Annotated in this window: 17 protein-coding genes and 1 tRNA gene; 9 read left to right on the top strand and 9 right to left on the bottom strand. The window is 54.7% G+C overall.

What is annotated here, in order from left to right; all coding sequences use genetic code 11:
- Positions 1 to 87 precede the first annotated feature (87 nt).
- Positions 88 to 1,149: an outer membrane-stress sensor serine endopeptidase DegS gene (gene degS / locus FA92_RS00395; protein WP_033781618.1), complete on the top strand. Its 1,062-nt coding sequence runs from the start codon at positions 88 to 90 to the stop codon at positions 1,147 to 1,149.
- 160 nt (positions 1,150 to 1,309) lie between these two features.
- Here the strand turns inward: degS and epmA are convergent, their stop codons facing one another.
- Entirely contained in the window at positions 1,310 to 2,287 is a 978-nt protein-coding gene (epmA, locus tag FA92_RS00390) for an elongation factor P--(R)-beta-lysine ligase (RefSeq protein ID WP_013359868.1), read from the bottom strand.
- Between the two features lie 135 nt (positions 2,288 to 2,422).
- Here epmA and FA92_RS00385 point away from each other — a divergent pair, with 135 nt between their 5' ends.
- The gene (locus FA92_RS00385) at positions 2,423 to 2,947 is read left to right on the top strand and encodes a lipocalin family protein (protein ID WP_033781615.1); all 525 of its coding nucleotides are present in this window, start codon (positions 2,423 to 2,425) and stop codon (positions 2,945 to 2,947) included.
- A 55-nt stretch (positions 2,948 to 3,002) separates the two neighbouring features.
- Here FA92_RS00385 and FA92_RS00380 read toward each other — a convergent pair whose 3' ends face one another.
- The 3 genes from FA92_RS00380 to efp form a co-directional block, all read right to left on the bottom strand.
- Positions 3,003 to 3,137 (bottom strand): entericidin A/B family lipoprotein, encoded by a 135-nt coding sequence (locus FA92_RS00380; RefSeq protein WP_003848302.1) that lies wholly within the window; start codon positions 3,135 to 3,137, stop codon positions 3,003 to 3,005.
- Positions 3,138 to 3,239: 102 nt separating this feature from the next.
- On the bottom strand, positions 3,240 to 3,371 hold the full coding sequence (locus FA92_RS00375; protein WP_003848306.1) for an entericidin A/B family lipoprotein: 132 nt from the start codon (positions 3,369 to 3,371) through the stop codon (positions 3,240 to 3,242).
- Positions 3,372 to 3,422: 51 nt separating this feature from the next.
- The gene (efp, locus tag FA92_RS00370; protein ID WP_010251979.1) at positions 3,423 to 3,989 is read right to left on the bottom strand and encodes an elongation factor P; all 567 of its coding nucleotides are present in this window, start codon (positions 3,987 to 3,989) and stop codon (positions 3,423 to 3,425) included.
- A 43-nt stretch (positions 3,990 to 4,032) separates the two neighbouring features.
- Between efp and epmB the strand changes: the two genes are divergently transcribed.
- Entirely contained in the window at positions 4,033 to 5,061 is a 1,029-nt protein-coding gene (epmB, locus tag FA92_RS00365) for an EF-P beta-lysylation protein EpmB (RefSeq protein WP_013359866.1), read from the top strand.
- Between the two features lie 52 nt (positions 5,062 to 5,113).
- Here epmB and FA92_RS00360 read toward each other — a convergent pair whose 3' ends face one another.
- The 4 genes from FA92_RS00360 to FA92_RS00345 form a co-directional block, all read right to left on the bottom strand.
- Positions 5,114 to 5,461, bottom strand: coding sequence for a DUF4156 domain-containing protein (locus FA92_RS00360; RefSeq protein WP_008925394.1), 348 nt, complete (start codon positions 5,459 to 5,461; stop codon positions 5,114 to 5,116).
- 324 nt (positions 5,462 to 5,785) lie between these two features.
- A complete protein-coding gene (gene groL, locus FA92_RS00355; protein ID WP_003848314.1) occupies positions 5,786 to 7,435 on the bottom strand; it encodes a chaperonin GroEL in 1,650 nt (549 codons plus the stop codon).
- 48 nt (positions 7,436 to 7,483) lie between these two features.
- Entirely contained in the window at positions 7,484 to 7,777 is a 294-nt protein-coding gene (locus FA92_RS00350; RefSeq protein ID WP_009092502.1) for a co-chaperone GroES, read from the bottom strand.
- Positions 7,778 to 8,005: 228 nt separating this feature from the next.
- Positions 8,006 to 8,467 carry an FxsA family protein gene (locus FA92_RS00345; protein WP_013359865.1) on the bottom strand — a complete coding sequence of 154 codons (462 nt, stop codon included), beginning with the start codon at positions 8,465 to 8,467 and terminating at the stop codon, positions 8,006 to 8,008.
- 327 nt (positions 8,468 to 8,794) lie between these two features.
- Here FA92_RS00345 and aspA point away from each other — a divergent pair, with 327 nt between their 5' ends.
- The 6 genes from aspA to FA92_RS00315 all read left to right on the top strand — a co-directional run bounded on the left by aspA (position 8,795) and on the right by FA92_RS00315 (position 14,524).
- Positions 8,795 to 10,231 carry an aspartate ammonia-lyase gene (gene aspA, locus FA92_RS00340; protein ID WP_033784483.1) on the top strand — a complete coding sequence of 479 codons (1,437 nt, stop codon included), beginning with the start codon at positions 8,795 to 8,797 and terminating at the stop codon, positions 10,229 to 10,231.
- A gap of 111 nt (positions 10,232 to 10,342) precedes the next feature.
- Entirely contained in the window at positions 10,343 to 11,644 is a 1,302-nt protein-coding gene (locus tag FA92_RS00335; protein WP_013359863.1) for an anaerobic C4-dicarboxylate transporter, read from the top strand.
- Between the two features lie 64 nt (positions 11,645 to 11,708).
- Positions 11,709 to 12,023 carry a divalent cation tolerance protein CutA gene (gene cutA, locus FA92_RS00330; RefSeq protein ID WP_013359862.1) on the top strand — a complete coding sequence of 105 codons (315 nt, stop codon included), beginning with the start codon at positions 11,709 to 11,711 and terminating at the stop codon, positions 12,021 to 12,023.
- Complete coding sequence (locus tag FA92_RS00325) at positions 11,999 to 13,699, top strand: protein-disulfide reductase DsbD (protein ID WP_033781614.1); 1,701 nt, start codon at positions 11,999 to 12,001, stop codon at positions 13,697 to 13,699. The genes cutA and FA92_RS00325 overlap by 25 nt, the downstream gene beginning before the upstream one ends.
- A 63-nt stretch (positions 13,700 to 13,762) precedes the next feature.
- The gene (locus FA92_RS00320; RefSeq protein ID WP_033731223.1) at positions 13,763 to 14,341 is read left to right on the top strand and encodes a transcriptional regulator; all 579 of its coding nucleotides are present in this window, start codon (positions 13,763 to 13,765) and stop codon (positions 14,339 to 14,341) included.
- 107 nt (positions 14,342 to 14,448) lie between these two features.
- Positions 14,449 to 14,524 (top strand) — tRNA-Phe (locus FA92_RS00315).
- Positions 14,525 to 14,597: 73 nt separating this feature from the next.
- On the opposite strand, the gene FA92_RS00310 is transcribed toward FA92_RS00315, so the two are convergent.
- Positions 14,598 to 15,536 (bottom strand): LysR family transcriptional regulator, encoded by a 939-nt coding sequence (locus tag FA92_RS00310; RefSeq protein ID WP_072008940.1) that lies wholly within the window; start codon positions 15,534 to 15,536, stop codon positions 14,598 to 14,600.
- Positions 15,537 to 15,799: the final 263 nt, after the last annotated feature.

The following is a 15,799-nucleotide window of genomic DNA, read 5'->3' as shown; positions in this document are numbered from 1 at the left end:
CTCGCATTACGGCGGACACAAGCGCGTGTGTGTCCGCCGCTCTCATGTTATTCTCCCCTGCGATCTCCCCTGGCGTGATTTAACACCATGTTTCTTAAACTTTTGCGTGCCGTGGTGCTGGGCCTGATTGTAGCGGGTATTTTGCTCGCAGCACTGCCTGCACTGCGTATGGGCAGCGACGCCCTCTATAACCACGAAAATATTACCGACGAAACGCCCTTTAGCTTCAATCAGGGGGTGCGCCGCGCCGTGCCTGCCGTTGTGAACGTTTACAACCGCAGCGCTCATGGCAACAACAATCGTGGCATCACTACCCTGGGTTCAGGGGTGATCATGAATACGAAAGGCTACATCCTTACCAACAAGCATGTGATCAACAATGCCGATCAGATTATCGTGGCATTGCAGGATGGCCGCTTCTTTGAAGCGACGCTGGTGGGTTCCGATGGCATGACCGATCTGGCCGTGCTGAAGATTACCGCTTCAGGCCTGCCCGTTATCCCGATTAATCCCAACCGGCAGCCGCATATCGGCGATGTGGTAATGGCAATCGGTAACCCCTATAACCTCGGTCAGACGGTAACGCAGGGCATTATCAGCGCCACAGGCCGCGTAGGTCTGAGTTCGTCAGGCCGACAGAACTTCCTGCAGACCGATGCCTCAATCAACCAGGGTAACTCCGGCGGTGCGCTGATTAACTCGCTTGGCGAACTGATGGGCATTAACACCCTGACGTTTGATAAGAGTAATGATGGTGAAACCCCGGAAGGCATCGGCTTCGCCATTCCAACCGTCTTAGCCTCAAAAATCATGGATAAGCTGATTCGTGATGGCCGGGTCATCCGCGGCTATATCGGCATTACCGGGCGTGAGTTGCCGCCGCTGCACGGACAGGGCAGCAATCTGGATCGGGTTCAGGGGATTATTGTCAGTGTGGTCACGCCAGATGGACCGGCAGATAAAGCCGGGATTCAGGCCAACGATGTATTGCTCAGCGTCAACGGCAAGCCAGCCATCTCCGCGCAGGAGACCATGGATCAGGTGGCCGAAATTCGTCCGGGTTCAGTAATTGATGTACAGGTGCTGCGAAACGACCAGAAGCTGACGCTGCCGGTAACCATTCAGGAGTTTCCGGATAGCAGCAGCTGATTGGCGGGGTTTTAGACTAACAGCAATGCCTTAGCCTGACGGGCAGGGGTGGCCCATCTGAAGAGCAAAGCGTCCGAGCCAGGATGGCGAGGCCGACCTGCAGGGATGCAGGTTTTCTTTGCGATCAGATGGGCCATCCCTGCCCTTTTCACCCGGACTTTTAGCAACGATCCACCGGAAACGCGATCACTTCACTCAATGACTCCGCTTTCAACGCCAGCATGATCAGGCGATCGATACCCAGCGCGACCCCGGAACAGGCTGGCATGCCATGCGCCAGCGCATCCAAAAGATAGGTATCAATCGGATGCACAGGCAGGCCGCGCGCTGCACGGCGACGGTTATCCTGCTCAAAGCGCTGACGCTGCTCACGGCTGTCGGTCAGCTCACGGAAACCGTTCGCCAGCTCAATGCCCTTGTAATAGACCTCGAAACGCTCGGCCACACGATGATCTTCCGTACTGATCTCCGCCAGTGCCGCCTGGCTGGCCGGGAAATGATAAACGAAGCAGGGTTTATCCTGACCAATCTTTGGTTCCACACCCAGCATAAACAGCAGCATCAGCAAGGTATCGCGATCCTCTTCTGCGCGCGCCAGCTCACCTTCACCCAGCTTCTCTGCTGCTTCACGCAACTGCGCTTTGTCCGCTGACAGCGGATCCAGATCCAGATGGCGGATAAATGCCTGCTGATACGAGAGCGACTCGGCGCTGTCACACTCCAGCACCTGCTGCATCAGATCGTCGACTTCGTTCATCAGACGGTACATGTCGTAATGCGGACGATACCACTCCAGCATGGTAAATTCGGGGTTATGGTGCCGTCCCGCCTCTTCATTGCGGAAGCTGCGCGCCATCTGGTAGATCGGGCCACTGCCCGCCGCCAGCAGGCGTTTCATATGATATTCCGGGCTGGTCATCAGCCAGAGATCGCGCCCCTGCGCCGCACCAGGCCCGACAAAACGCGTCTGGAAGGGCACCAGATGGATATCGGTAATCGTTGCCTGGCTCATCGCCGGCGTATCGACTTCCAGCACGCCGCGATCGGCAAAGAAACGACGCACTTCGGCTAAAATAGCGGCGCGTTTTAACAAATTGGCGATGGATGCGCTTGGTTGCCAGCTTGCCGTTTCGCTCATGGTGATGACTCCTGATACAAATTAGGGGGGGAAGTCTACCTGCAATGCCTGCGGCAAACAATCTCGTGCCCGCGCTGCCAAAAACAGCGTTTCGGCTTCTATACTTAAGCGGTTAAATCACAAAGGAATCCCACTATGTCTCCATGGAAAACAGTTGTTGCCAGCCTGAGTGCTTTTCTCTCAGTTGCCTGTAGCACCACGCCGCCAAAGAACGTCACGGTCATTGATAACTTTGACAGTCAGCGCTATCTCGGTCAGTGGTATGAGATTGCCCGCCTCAACCATCCCTTTGAGCGTGGCCTTGAGCAGGTGACGGCAAACTACAGCCCGCGTGAAGATGGCGGCCTGAAGGTGATTAATCGTGGCTATAACGTCAAAAAGCAGCGCTGGCAGGAGAGCGTTGGTAAAGCCTACTTTACTGGTGAACCCCAGCGTGCGTCGCTGAAAGTCTCTTTCTTTGGCCCCTTCTACGGCGGCTATAACGTTATCGCACTGGATCCCGACTATCGCTATGCGCTGGTGTGCGGCCCGAATCGCCACTATCTCTGGATACTGTCACGGACACCCCAACTGGAGCCGGGCGTAAAAGAGAAACTGGTTGAGCAGGCGCGTCGGGATGGTTTCCCGGTCGAAGAGCTAATCTGGGTAAAACAGAAATAGTGCAGATTATGACAAGCCGGTACGAAAAGCCTTTCGTACCGGTTGGAATAACAGGTTACTTCGTGCTGTTCTGAATCGCCTGGCCACCCGCCTCGACATCTTCACCAACACCGCGCGTGGTATTACACGCCGTCAGCAGAGAAGAGAGCACCAGTACAGAGAAGATTGCGGCAATACTTTTCTTTAACATAACAATGTCCTTTTTGATGGATGTAAAGTACAGCGCTTTAAGCATAGCCGGATTTCAGGCAGTTGCTGCGGGCGGGACTCTAAAAAGGACAATCAGTTAAGGTCATTTTGCCGCACGCGAAATGGCACCGCCTAAGTGGGAGACATCTTCGCCAAAACCGTGGAATGTGTTGCAGGCGCTAAGCGCAGAAGAGACCAGCAACGCGAATGCGATTAATTTTGCCAGCTTGATCATTTTTTTCTCTCAGACAAGAAAAAGGCGCACCAGAAGATGCGCCTGCGAATCTTATTTCACGCGTGACACGTATTCACCAGAGCGGGTGTCAACTTTGACCACTTCGCCCTCTTGCACGAACAATGGCACTTTCACCACGGCGCCGGTAGACAGCTTGGCTGGCTTGCCGCCAGTACCCGCAGTATCACCTTTCAGGCCTGGATCGGTTTCGATAACTTCAGCTTCGATAAAGTTCGGCGGCTGAACGGCGATTGGACGACCATTCCACAGCGTAACGATACATTCAGCGTTATCCTGCAGCCATTTCGCTGCATCGCTTACCGTCTTCTCTTCAACCTGGAACTGCTCAAAGCTTTCCGGGTGCATGAAGTGGTAGAACTCGCCGTCGTTGTACAGGTAGTTCAGGTTGGTATCTACAACGTCTGCGCCTTCAGCGGAGTCGGTAGATTTAAAAGTTTTCTCAACGCGAGAACCCGTCAGCAGGCGACGCATTTTAACGCGTGCGAATGCCTGACCTTTACCCGGTTTAACGAACTCACTGGATTCGATGGCATACGGCTCGCCTTCGAACATGATTTTAAGACCGGGACGGAAATCGTTGCTAGAATAAGTCGCCATGAAGGCCCTCTACGAAAATTGACACTGGTACTAAGCCAAAAAAATGGCACACATTGTAACCCTAAAAACACCTTCCAGAGAAGATTGGTTGCAGCAACTTGCGGATGTTGTCACTGAACCTGATGAATTACTGCGGATTTTAGCCCTTGATCAGCACACTGAGCTGGCTGAAGGTGCGGATGCGCGGCGTCTTTTCGCCCTGCGTGTCCCGCATGCGTTCATCCGCCGGATGAAAAAAGGCGATGCGCACGATCCACTGCTGCTTCAGGTACTGACCCGCCGCCAGGAATTCATCGATGCGCCAGGTTATAGCACCGATCCACTCGATGAACAAAGCAACGTTGTACCTGGATTGCTGCATAAATACCGAAACCGGGCGTTATTGCTGGTAAAAGGCGGCTGCGCCGTCAACTGTCGCTACTGCTTCCGTCGTCATTTCCCTTATCAGGACAATCCCGGCAACAAGCGTAGCTGGCAGGCTGCACTGGACTATATCGCCGATCATCCCGAGCTGGATGAGATCATTTTTTCCGGCGGCGATCCGTTGATGGCGAAAGATCATGAGCTCGCCTGGCTGATCGCGGCGCTGGAAAAGATCCCGCACCTGAAGCGTCTGCGCATCCACAGCCGATTACCGGTAGTGATCCCGGCGCGCATCACCGATCAGCTCTGTCAGATGCTCAGCGAAACCCGCCTGCAGGTACTGATGGTGACGCACATCAACCATGCGCAGGAGATCGATGATGAATTACGTGAGGCGATGAGCAGCCTGAAGCGTGCCGGCGTCACCCTGCTGAATCAGAGCGTGCTGTTGCGTGGTATCAACGATAATTCGCAGACGCTGGCCACGCTGAGCAATGCGCTGTTTGATGCCGGTATTCTGCCCTACTATCTGCACGTGCTGGATAAGGTACAGGGTGCCGCGCACTTCTTTGTGTCAGATGAGGAAGCCCGTCAACTGGTGCGTGCTCTGCTGTCACAGGTCTCGGGTTATCTGGTGCCAAAACTGGCGCGTGAAATTGGTGGAGAGCCAAGTAAAACACCACTGGATTTACAGCTGCGTCAGGAATAAAAACGGCCAGCAAAAAGCTGGCCGATTAAATAAAGCAGACGCCCGATTCACATTATGGGCACTTATAAACCTGTCCGGTCATTTTGCTGTCGAGTGGCGCGAACGCGGACAACAGATTCTGCGTCGGGCTGGTTGCACCGTAAATGACGTTGCCGCCCATCTCCGCTGCGCGATTGCGCAGATCATTCGCTGCACCGCGCAGTGCGCTGGTTTCGCCGCCTGCACCGCTCAGCCAGTTGCTCTGTGAGCCGGTGATATTGCCCAGAAGCTGGCAGTTATTGCCAGGCTGCTGATCGGTAAACGTTACACGCTGTCCTGCTGAAGAGAGTTGCGTAGAGCTGCTGCAGCCCGCCAGCAATAACGCGCCAGCCGTCAGTCCGAGCAAGAGGTTAATCCGCATTGTAATCCCCATTTATTATCATCAGAGTCGGGTGGCAGCGTAGCAGAAAAAGATCACTTTTTTCTGAACATTCATTGCCTTAATCCCGTTATATCACCTCAATATTTCATACTGAGTTCAGGCTGGCAGATTGGCGCATCCCGATAAACTTACAGCAGTAAGTCAATCCGGCAGGGCGGCAACAGTCAGCGCGCAGACAGCGGGAGATATCAAGAGGAAAGACGAACGATTGCGCCACTACTTATACTATTTTCCTGCCCAAAAGAAAAACCCCCGACCGTTTCCGATCGGGGGTTCTGTGATGACTTAAGCAGTCAACGGCAATTACATCATGCCGCCCATACCGCCCATGCCACCCATACCGCCAGCGCCGCCGCCTAAATCAGGTGCATCGCCTTTTGGCAGGTCAGTGACCATACATTCGGTGGTGATCATCAGACCCGCAACAGAGGCCGCGTACTGCAGAGCAGAACGGGTCACTTTGGTTGGGTCCAGGATACCGAAGTCGATCATGTTGCCGTACTCTTCAGTCTGCGCGTTGTAACCGTAGTTACCGTCGCCCGCTTTCACGTTGTTAGCAACAACGGATGGCTCTTCACCGGCGTTAGAGACGATCTGACGCAGTGGAGATTCCATTGCGCGCAGCGCAACTTTGATACCGACGTTCTGGTCTTCGTTCTGACCACGCAGATCGGCCAGCTGTGCGGCAACGCGAACCAGCGCCACACCACCACCTGCAACCACGCCTTCTTCGACAGCAGCACGGGTTGCGTGCAGCGCATCTTCAACGCGGGCTTTCTTCTCTTTCATTTCAACTTCAGTTGCTGCGCCTACTTTCAGAACGGCTACGCCGCCTGCCAGTTTCGCTACGCGCTCCTGCAGTTTTTCTTTGTCGTAATCAGAGGTTGCTTCTTCGATCTGCTGACGAATCTGGGTCACACGGCCCTGGATTGTCGCCTCTTCACCCACACCGTCGATGATGGTGGTGGTGTCTTTGTTGATCACAACGCGTTTAGCCTGGCCCAGATCTTCCAGCGCCGCTTTTTCCAGCTCCATACCGATCTCTTCAGAGATCACAGTACCACCGGTCAGGATAGCGATATCCTGCAGCATAGCTTTACGACGGTCGCCGAAGCCTGGTGCTTTAACCGCAGCCACTTTCACGATGCCGCGCATGGTGTTAACCACCAGTGTTGCCAGCGCTTCGCCTTCAACATCTTCCGCGATGATCAGCAATGGTTTGCCTGCTTTCGCAACAGCTTCCAGCACTGGCAGCATTTCACGGATGTTAGAAATTTTCTTGTCAGCCAGCAGGATGAACGGAGATTCCAGTTCAATCGCGCCAGTTTCTGGCTTGTTGATGAAGTAAGGAGAGAGGTAGCCACGATCGAACTGCATACCTTCAACCACATCCAGCTCGTCCTGCAGGCCGGTGCCTTCTTCAACGGTGATCACGCCTTCTTTACCGACTTTTTCCATCGCCTGAGCAATCAGCTGGCCTACGGTTTCATCGGAGTTAGCAGAGATAGTACCAACCTGTGCAATCGCTTTAGAGTCTGAGCAAGGCACAGACAGCGCTTTCAGTTTCTCAACTGCAGCGATAACGGCCTGGTCGATACCGCGCTTCAGGTCCATCGGGTTCATACCCGCTGCGACCGCTTTCAGGCCTTCGGTGATGATTGACTGTGCCAGTACGGTTGCCGTGGTGGTACCGTCGCCCGCAGCGTCGTTCGCTTTAGAGGCCACTTCTTTCACCATCTGCGCGCCCATGTTCTCGAACTTGTCTTCCAGCTCGATTTCACGTGCCACAGAAACACCATCTTTAGTGATGGTCGGTGCACCAAAAGATTTATCCAGAACCACGTTACGGCCTTTCGGGCCCAGGGTAACTTTTACTGCATCTGCCAGTACGTTCACGCCACGCAGCATTTTTACGCGAGCGTCATTACCGAATTTTACGTCTTTAGCTGCCATTTCAATTGTCCCTTAAATTCGTTTCGTTCAGTGAGTTACGCGAAAAAATTACGCTTCAACAATCGCCAGAATGTCGCTTTCAGAGATGATCAGCACTTCTTCGTTGTCGATCTTTTCGGTTTTAGCACCGTAACCTTCATTGAAGATCACGACATCACCAACCTTCACGTCCAGCGGCTTAACGTCGCCACTCTCAAGGATGCGGCCATTGCCGACAGCCAGAACTTCACCACGGGTGGATTTACCTGCTGCGGAACCGGTCAGCACGATGCCGCCAGCTGATTTAGCTTCAACTTCTTTACGCTTGACGATGACGCGATCGTGCAATGGACGAATTTTCATTTGATAGCTCTCCTTTGAGAAGTCCAATCATTCAGTTTTGGGGTTGAACACCGGGCTGCATGGCTTCCGGCCTCGTGACCAGAGAGATAGGGCCATACCCACCTGCTTTCAAGGGGGCGGACAACAAATTTTTTACGCGAACGTGATAAGTGGCGGCTTTTTGAACAGAAGGCGCGACAAATAAAAAACGCAGCCCGGAGGCTGCGCTTTCAAAGGTAACCGCTGTGATTAACGATCCTTGTGATCGTCATGGTGCTCAAGGCGATCGCTGTTTTTACGTTCGAATTCGCCATCCATGGTGTAACCGCTGTCCGGTCCGGCACCCGGTCCGCGCCAGACGCGCAGATGGGGCATCAGCTTCAGCGTCAGATGCTTCTGCACCGGTGGCAGCAGCAGCAACAGACCGAGCAGGTCAGTAAAGAAGCCCGGCAACAGCAGCAGGAAACCGGCGATGATCAGCGATACGCTTTTGATCATCTCACTGGCAGGACTTTCGTTACGCGCCAGCTTCTCCTGCATCAGCATGAAGTTCTTCATGCCCTGATTTTTGACCAGCGACACCCCGATGCACGAGGTGAAGACCACCAGCAGCATGGTCAGCAGCACGCCCATGACGTGCGCAACCTGAATGAAGAGCGAAATCTCGATCCAGGCCAGAACAAAAAAGACTAATAACGGTATCCAGCGCACCGTACTCTCCTGTAAGTAGGGCTGAACGGCAGCGTGCCGGTCAGCAGAAAGCGTTCATCCTGAGGATGATAAGAAAAGAGATGGGCACCCACGCCGCCATTTTCAACCGATACTGTCAAATTTATCCTGCGGGGTTAATTTTGTAACCAACTTCACATATCGTTAACCAGACGGCAGCATTAAGTGATCTGCATGCGTGCTTTTCTTATGCATCAGAATATGATCGCACATGCCACGGTGAAGACGGATAATATGTCGGCACGGGCACACCACAACAAAATAAACACATCCTTTGTGATGGTTAGCGGCAACAACAAGAAGGTTATCATGGCGAACAACATTCGTATCGAAGAAGACCTGTTAGGTATGCGCGAAGTTCCGGCGGATGCCTATTATGGCGTTCATACTCTGCGTGCGATTGAAAATTTTTATATCAGCAACAGTAAAATCAGCGACATACCTGAATTTGTCCGCGGTATGGTGATGGTAAAAAAAGCGGCAGCGATGGCCAATAAAGAGCTGCAGACCATCCCGCGTAACATTGCCGATACCATCATTAAGGCCTGCGACGAAGTGCTGAACAACGGTCGCTGTATGGACCAGTTCCCCGTGGATGTCTATCAGGGCGGGGCCGGAACCTCGGTCAATATGAACACCAATGAGGTACTGGCAAACATCGGCCTGGAGCTGATGGGCCACCAGAAAGGGGAATATCAGTACCTTAACCCCAACGATCATGTGAACAAATGCCAGTCCACTAACGACGCCTACCCGACCGGTTTTCGCATTGCCGTTTACAGCTCGCTGCTGAAGCTGCTTGATGGCATCAGCCAGCTGGCCGAAGGCTTCCAGCACAAAGCCGATGAATTCCAGACCATCCTGAAAATGGGCCGCACCCAGCTGCAGGATGCCGTGCCAATGACCCTCGGTCAGGAGTTTCACGCCTTCAGCGTGCTGCTGAATGAAGAGACCAAAAGCATTCTGCGCACTGCTGAACTGCTGCTGGAAGTGAACCTGGGCGCGACCGCCATCGGCACCCGCCTCAATACCCCGGAAGGCTATCAGCATCTGGCGGTTCAGCGTCTGGCGGAAGTCAGCAATCTGCCGGTGGTGCCAGCGGAAGATCTGATTGAAGCGACCTCTGACTGCGGTGCCTATGTGATGGTCCATTCATCACTGAAACGTCTGGCGGTGAAGCTCTCTAAAATCTGTAATGACCTGCGCCTGCTCTCCTCCGGTCCACGCGCCGGGCTGAACGAAATCAACCTGCCAGAGCTGCAGGCGGGTTCCTCTATCATGCCGGCCAAGGTCAATCCGGTCGTGCCAGAGGTCGTTAACCAGGTCTGCTTCAAAGTGATCGGCAACGACATCACCGTAACGATGGCTTCTGAAGCGGGCCAGTTGCAGCTTAACGTGATGGAGCCGGTGATTGGCCAGGCGCTGTTTGAGTCAATCAGCATCCTGACGAATGCCTGCTACAACCTGCTGGAGAAGTGCGTCAACGGCATTACTGCTAACCGCGCGGTGTGCGAAGCCTACGTCTTCAACTCGATTGGTATCGTCACTTACCTCAACCCGTATATCGGCCACCACAACGGCGATATCGTTGGAAAAATCTGTGCGGAAACCGGTAAAAACGTGCGTGAGGTGGTGCTGGAGCGCGGACTGCTGACCGAAAGTGAGCTGGACGATATCTTCTCAGTGCAGAACCTGATGTACCCGGTTTATAAAGCGAAACGTTATACCGATGAAAACGAACAGTAAGGCTTAACCGACGCTGGTTAACCAAAGGCACACCGCGATCAACACGGTGTGCCTTTTTTTTTGTTACACAGCACACCCAGGTTTTACCGGTTTACTTTACAGGAGTGATTCATGTTTGTGGTTGAGCTGCTTATCGTCTTAATGGCGATCTGGTTGGGCGCCCGTCTTGGCGGCATTGGTATCGGGTTCGCCGGCGGCATGGGCGTGCTGGTGCTGACGCTGGGATTTGGCATGGCACCCGGTGCTATCCCGTTCGATGTGATCGAAATCATCATGGCGGTGATCGCCGCGATCGCCGCCATGCAGGTGGCGGGCGGCATGGATTATCTGGTGAGCCTGGCGGAACGCCTGCTGCGCCGTCATCCGCGCCATGTCACTCTACTGGCTCCGCTGGTGACCTATCTGATGACGCTGCTGGCCGGAACCGGGCACACCGCGTTCTCGACGCTGCCGGTGATTGCCGAAGTCGCGAAGGAGCAAGGCGTTCGCCCTTCCCGGCCACTGTCGATTGCGGTGGTGGCTTCGCAGATCGCGATTACCGCGTCACCCATTTCAGCCGCGGTGGTCTTCTTCGCCACCCTGCTTGAACCGCGCGGCGTCAGCTATATCACGCTGCTGGCGATAGCCATCCCCTCAACTATGGTGGGTCTCTTCCTGGCGGCACTGGTGACCAACTTCCTGGGCCGTGAGCTGAAAGATGATGAGGTCTATCAGGCACGTCTCGCCAAAGGCGAAGTCACACTGCGCGGTGCCAGCATCTTCCAGGCAAAACCGGGCGCGAAAAAGTCGGTGCTGCTGTTTCTGACAGGGATTGTGGCCGTGGTGCTCTATGCCACCGCGACCAGCGCCAGCGTCGGCCTGATCGCCAATCCGCCGCTGCCACGTAACGAAGCGATTGTGGTATTTATGCTGACCATCGCCACGCTGATCAGCCTGACCTGCAAACTCGACACCAGCGAAATCCTTAGTGCCAGCACCTTTAAATCCGGCATGAGCGCCTGTATCTGCGTGATGGGCGTTGCCTGGCTGGGCGATACCTTTGTCAAAGCGCATCTGGCGGAGATCCAGATGCTGGCGGGCGACGCGCTGAAAACCTATCCATGGATGCTGGCGCTGGTGCTGTTTTTCGCCTCGATGCTGCTCTACTCACAGGCCGCTACCACTAAAGCACTGATGCCCGCCGCGCTGCTGCTGGGCGTGACGCCGCTGACGGCCATCGCGTCATTCGCAGCGGTTTCGGCGCTGTTTGTGCTGCCGACCTACCCGACCCTGCTGGCCGCCGTGGAGATGGATGACACCGGCTCAACCCGGATTGGCAAGTTTGTCTTTAACCATGCCTTTATTATTCCCGGCGTGATCGCTATTGCGCTGTCGGTACTCTCCGGCTTCGTCTTTGGCGGCGTGCTGTTATAGCGCCGTCATCGTGTTACGGATGGAGCGTGCTATCATCGGCGCTCTTTTCAACAGGAGTCACAGGATGAACGCTGTCGTGATCCTCTGCACCGTGCCCGATCAGGCCACGGCAGAAAAACTTGCTGCCCTGGCGCTGGAAGCCCGACTGGCGGCCTGCGTCACAATGCTGCCGGGCGCGACCTCCTGGTATCTCTGGCAGGGCAAAATGGAGCAGAGCAGCGAAGTCCAGATGCTGCTGAAGTGCGACAGCGATCATCAGCAGGCGCTGTGTGACCTGCTCAAACAGGCGCATCCCTACGACGTGCCTGAACTGCTGGCGCTACCGGTTCAATATGGAGACAGTGAATACTTGTCATGGCTGCACGCATCTCTCGCTTAATTACGCTTCTGCTGACGCTGTTTATCTGTCTGCAGGCGCACGCATCACTCTTTTCAAATCCGGCGACCAGCCGCTTTGTGCCGGTCGATCAGGCGTTTACGTTTGACTTTGACCAGCAGGGCGCGCAGCTCAACCTGCACTGGAAAGTGAAACCGGGTTACTACCTTTATCGCCAGCAAATCCACATCACGCCGCAGAACGCGACCATTGCGCCGCTGACGCTGCCCGCCGGTCAGCCGCATGATGATGAATTCTTCGGCAAAAGTGAGATTTATCCGCAGGACCTGACGCTGCCGGTGACGCTGAAACAGGCAGGCCCTGATGCCACGCTCAGCGTTACGTATCAGGGCTGTGCTGCCGCCGGATTCTGTTATCCGCCGGAGACACGCAGCGTGCCGGTAAGTGAGATTGCAGCCAGCAGCGTGCCAGCGCCGGTCAGTGCTCAGCCCGCGCCTGCCAGTCCGCTGCCCTTTTCTCCGCTCTGGGCGTTATTGATCGGCATCGGCGTGGCGTTTACCCCCTGCGTACTGCCGATGTATCCACTGATCTCCGGCATCATCCTTGGCGGCAAGCGCCACTATTCGCTGGGCCGACTATTTGCGCTGGCAATGGTCTATGTCCAGGGAATGGCGCTGACCTATACGTTATTGGGGATGGTGGTCGCGGCCGCGGGGCTGCGCTTCCAGGCTGCGTTGCAGCACCCCTACGTGCTGTTCACGCTCTCCCTGCTGTTCATCGTGCTGGCGCTGTCGATGTTCGGCCTGTTTACGCTGCAACTGCCCGCCAGCCTGCAAACCCGTCTGACCCTGTGGAGCAATCGCCAGCAGGGAGGATCGCTGCCCGGCGTCTTCCTGATGGGTGCGCTGGCAGGTTTGATCTGTTCGCCCTGCACCACGGCCCCGCTCAGTGCCATTCTGCTTTACATCGCGCAGAGCGGAAATCTGTGGGCCGGTGCCGGAACGCTGTGGCTCTATGCGGTCGGCATGGGCTTACCATTGATTGCCGTGACCCTGTTTGGTAACCGGCTGCTGCCGAAAAGCGGCCCGTGGATGCAAACCGTTAAAGAAGGCTTTGGCTTTGTCATCCTGGCGTTGCCGGTCTTCCTGCTGGAGCGGGTGCTGGGTGACGCGTGGGGCGTGCGGCTCTGGAGCCTGCTCGGCGTGGCCTTCTTCGGCTGGGCGTTCACCGTCAGCCTGCACGCCAGCAGCGGTAAGTGGCGCGTGGTGCAGATTATCATGCTGGCCGCTGCGCTGATCAGCGCGCGTCCGTTGCAGGACTGGGCCTTTGGCGGTCAGGCCGCGCAGCATGCTGTAGCACCGCTGCCGTTCCAGACGCTTCAGACACCGCAGCAGCTCAATAGCGCGCTGCAGCAGGCCCGCGGCCGCATCACCATGGTCGATCTCTACGCTGACTGGTGCGTCGCCTGCAAAGAGTTTGAAAAATATACCTTTAGTGATAGCGCCGTGCGCGATAGCCTGAGTCAGGTACAGCTGCTTCAGGCCAACGTCACCGCCAACAGCGCCAGCGACAACGCGCTGTTGCAGCATCTTCAGGTGCTGGGCTTACCGACGATTTTGTTCTTCGATGCGCAGGGCCATGAAGTCCCCGATTCGCGCATCACCGGGTTTCTCAATGCCGCCGACTTCAGAGCGCATTTGCAGAAACTTACCCCGTAAACAACACTGGAGTCAGGTCATTGCCCGGTGAATGACCGGGCCTGCATACCAGAGGAGAGTCACTTGCAGCGTGAACAGATACTCGAGCATGCATTGAATGTGCTTGAACAAAACGGCCTCGCCGCCACCCTCTCATTGGAAACCCTGGCGGGACAGACTGAATTAACCCTTGAGCAGCTTCAGCTGTTCTGGCCCGATCGTGACGCTCTGCTCTATGATGCGCTGCGCTATCACGGCCAGCAGATCGAAACCTGGCGCCGCCAGATCCTGCTGGATGAATCGCTGTCACCGGATCAGAAGCTGATGGCGCGCTATGAAGTACTGAGTGAGCAGGTCAGCAAAGGCCGTTTTCCGGGCTGCCTGTTTATCGCCGCCTGCAGCTTCTATCCACAGCCCGATCAGCCCATTCATCAGCTGGCCGAGCAGCAGAAACGCGGCTCCTGGCAGTTCACCCATGAGATTCTGGTAGAGCAGGCGCTGGATAATCCCAGCATGGTCGCCGATCAGATGGAGCTGATCCTTGAAGGCTGCCTGAGCAAGCTGCTGGTGAAGCGTAATGTGCAGGATGTCGCCACCGCCCAGCGACTGGCGGAGGATGTGTACAGCATCGCGCTGTGCCGTAAAAATGGCGCGCTGGCCTGAGGTTTTGCCCGCTTTGACTGAAAATCAGGCAATCAGTCACGTTTCCAGGGGTTTTTTAGTGAAAGCCGTTGACGACCCGCGGCCTTTACGGTTTAATGCGCCCCGTTGCCCGAATAGCTCAGTCGGTAGAGCAGGGGATTGAAAATCCCCGTGTCCCTGGTTCGATTCCGGGTTCGGGCACCAAAATTTAAAGAAACCCGCCTCTGGCGGGTTTTTTGCTTTTGGGATGGCGACCGGACCACCCGTCCCCTTCCCTTTATGCCTCGTCAGGCCTACTCCGCATCTGACTGCCGATATTCGTAAAATAGTTCCCCTGAACCAGTTCGCTGCTGACAAAATCCACAAATGCCCTGACCTTCGGGGATAAATGGCGATTAGAAGGCCAGATTAGCGACATCACCCCTAATGGCAGCATGTATTCAGTCAGCAAAGGGACGAGTAAACCCTTTTCAAAGGCTTCTTCAGCAACATAGACCGGCAGATGAGCTATTCCTGCCCCATCAATGGCTGCCCGCAAACCAGCGTGAGTATTGTTGAATATAAGATCCTTGGGAAGGTCCAGGTTTTCAAAATCGGCAGTGAAAGCCCAGCTAGCAATACGGCCACTTGAGGGATATTTGAAATGTATGCAGCGATGATGGACCAGATCGGCAGGGTTCAAAGGGACGCCATGCGTCTCTAAATAGTCTCTGCTGGCACAGACGACAAAATACTGCTCTCCCAGCTTTCTGCTCACCAGGCGGTTATCTGCCAGCTCACCACTTCTCACCGCGACATCTATTCCTTCCGCAATCAGATCCACCACGCGATCTTCAAAATCGATATCAAGCTGTATGTCCGGGTACTTTTCAATAAAACGTGGAAGTATCGGCATCAGAAGGGAGTGCCCAAAAATTTGCGGCACGCTGATATGCAATCTGCCACAGGGCGTGATACGCGTTTCGGCAATCAGGGCTCTGGCATCGCGAATCTCATTCAGGATGAACTTACACCGTTCATAGAAGACATGCCCTTCTTCAGTCAGACCGATGCTGCGCGTTGTCCGATGAAAAAGCCTTACCCCGAGTTCGTCTTCAAGTTTCGCAACGCTTTTTGCAATCGCTGAAGAAGAGATGCCTGACACTCTCGCCGCGGCAACATAGCTGCCCAGTTCAGCCGTATAAACAAACGCTCTGAGGCCTCGAAGACTCTCCATTCCCCCTCCAATTGTGGAATTTTTTTCCTTAGTGTAAGTACCTTTACTTATATTTACAATAATGTCACTGCATTTTAGTCTTAATGAAAATGAATTGTTAAATCGCCTGAAAGGCACTGCAGCTTTTCAACTTTTTTAAAATAGAAAGAGTGCCTCATCGGCTTTATTAATTCCGTTAATAAACCTGATAAAGCTCTTTTTATCAGATTTAAAAAAATGAAAGCATGACTGATATTTTTCAGTCAAGGGAAACCCTTATATGG

It is taken from the genome of Pantoea sp. 9140 (assembly GCF_000745295.1).
In the GTDB taxonomy this organism is placed as follows: domain Bacteria; phylum Pseudomonadota; class Gammaproteobacteria; order Enterobacterales; family Enterobacteriaceae; genus Pantoea; species Pantoea vagans.
This window is presented reverse-complemented; position numbering and strand designations above follow the sequence as displayed.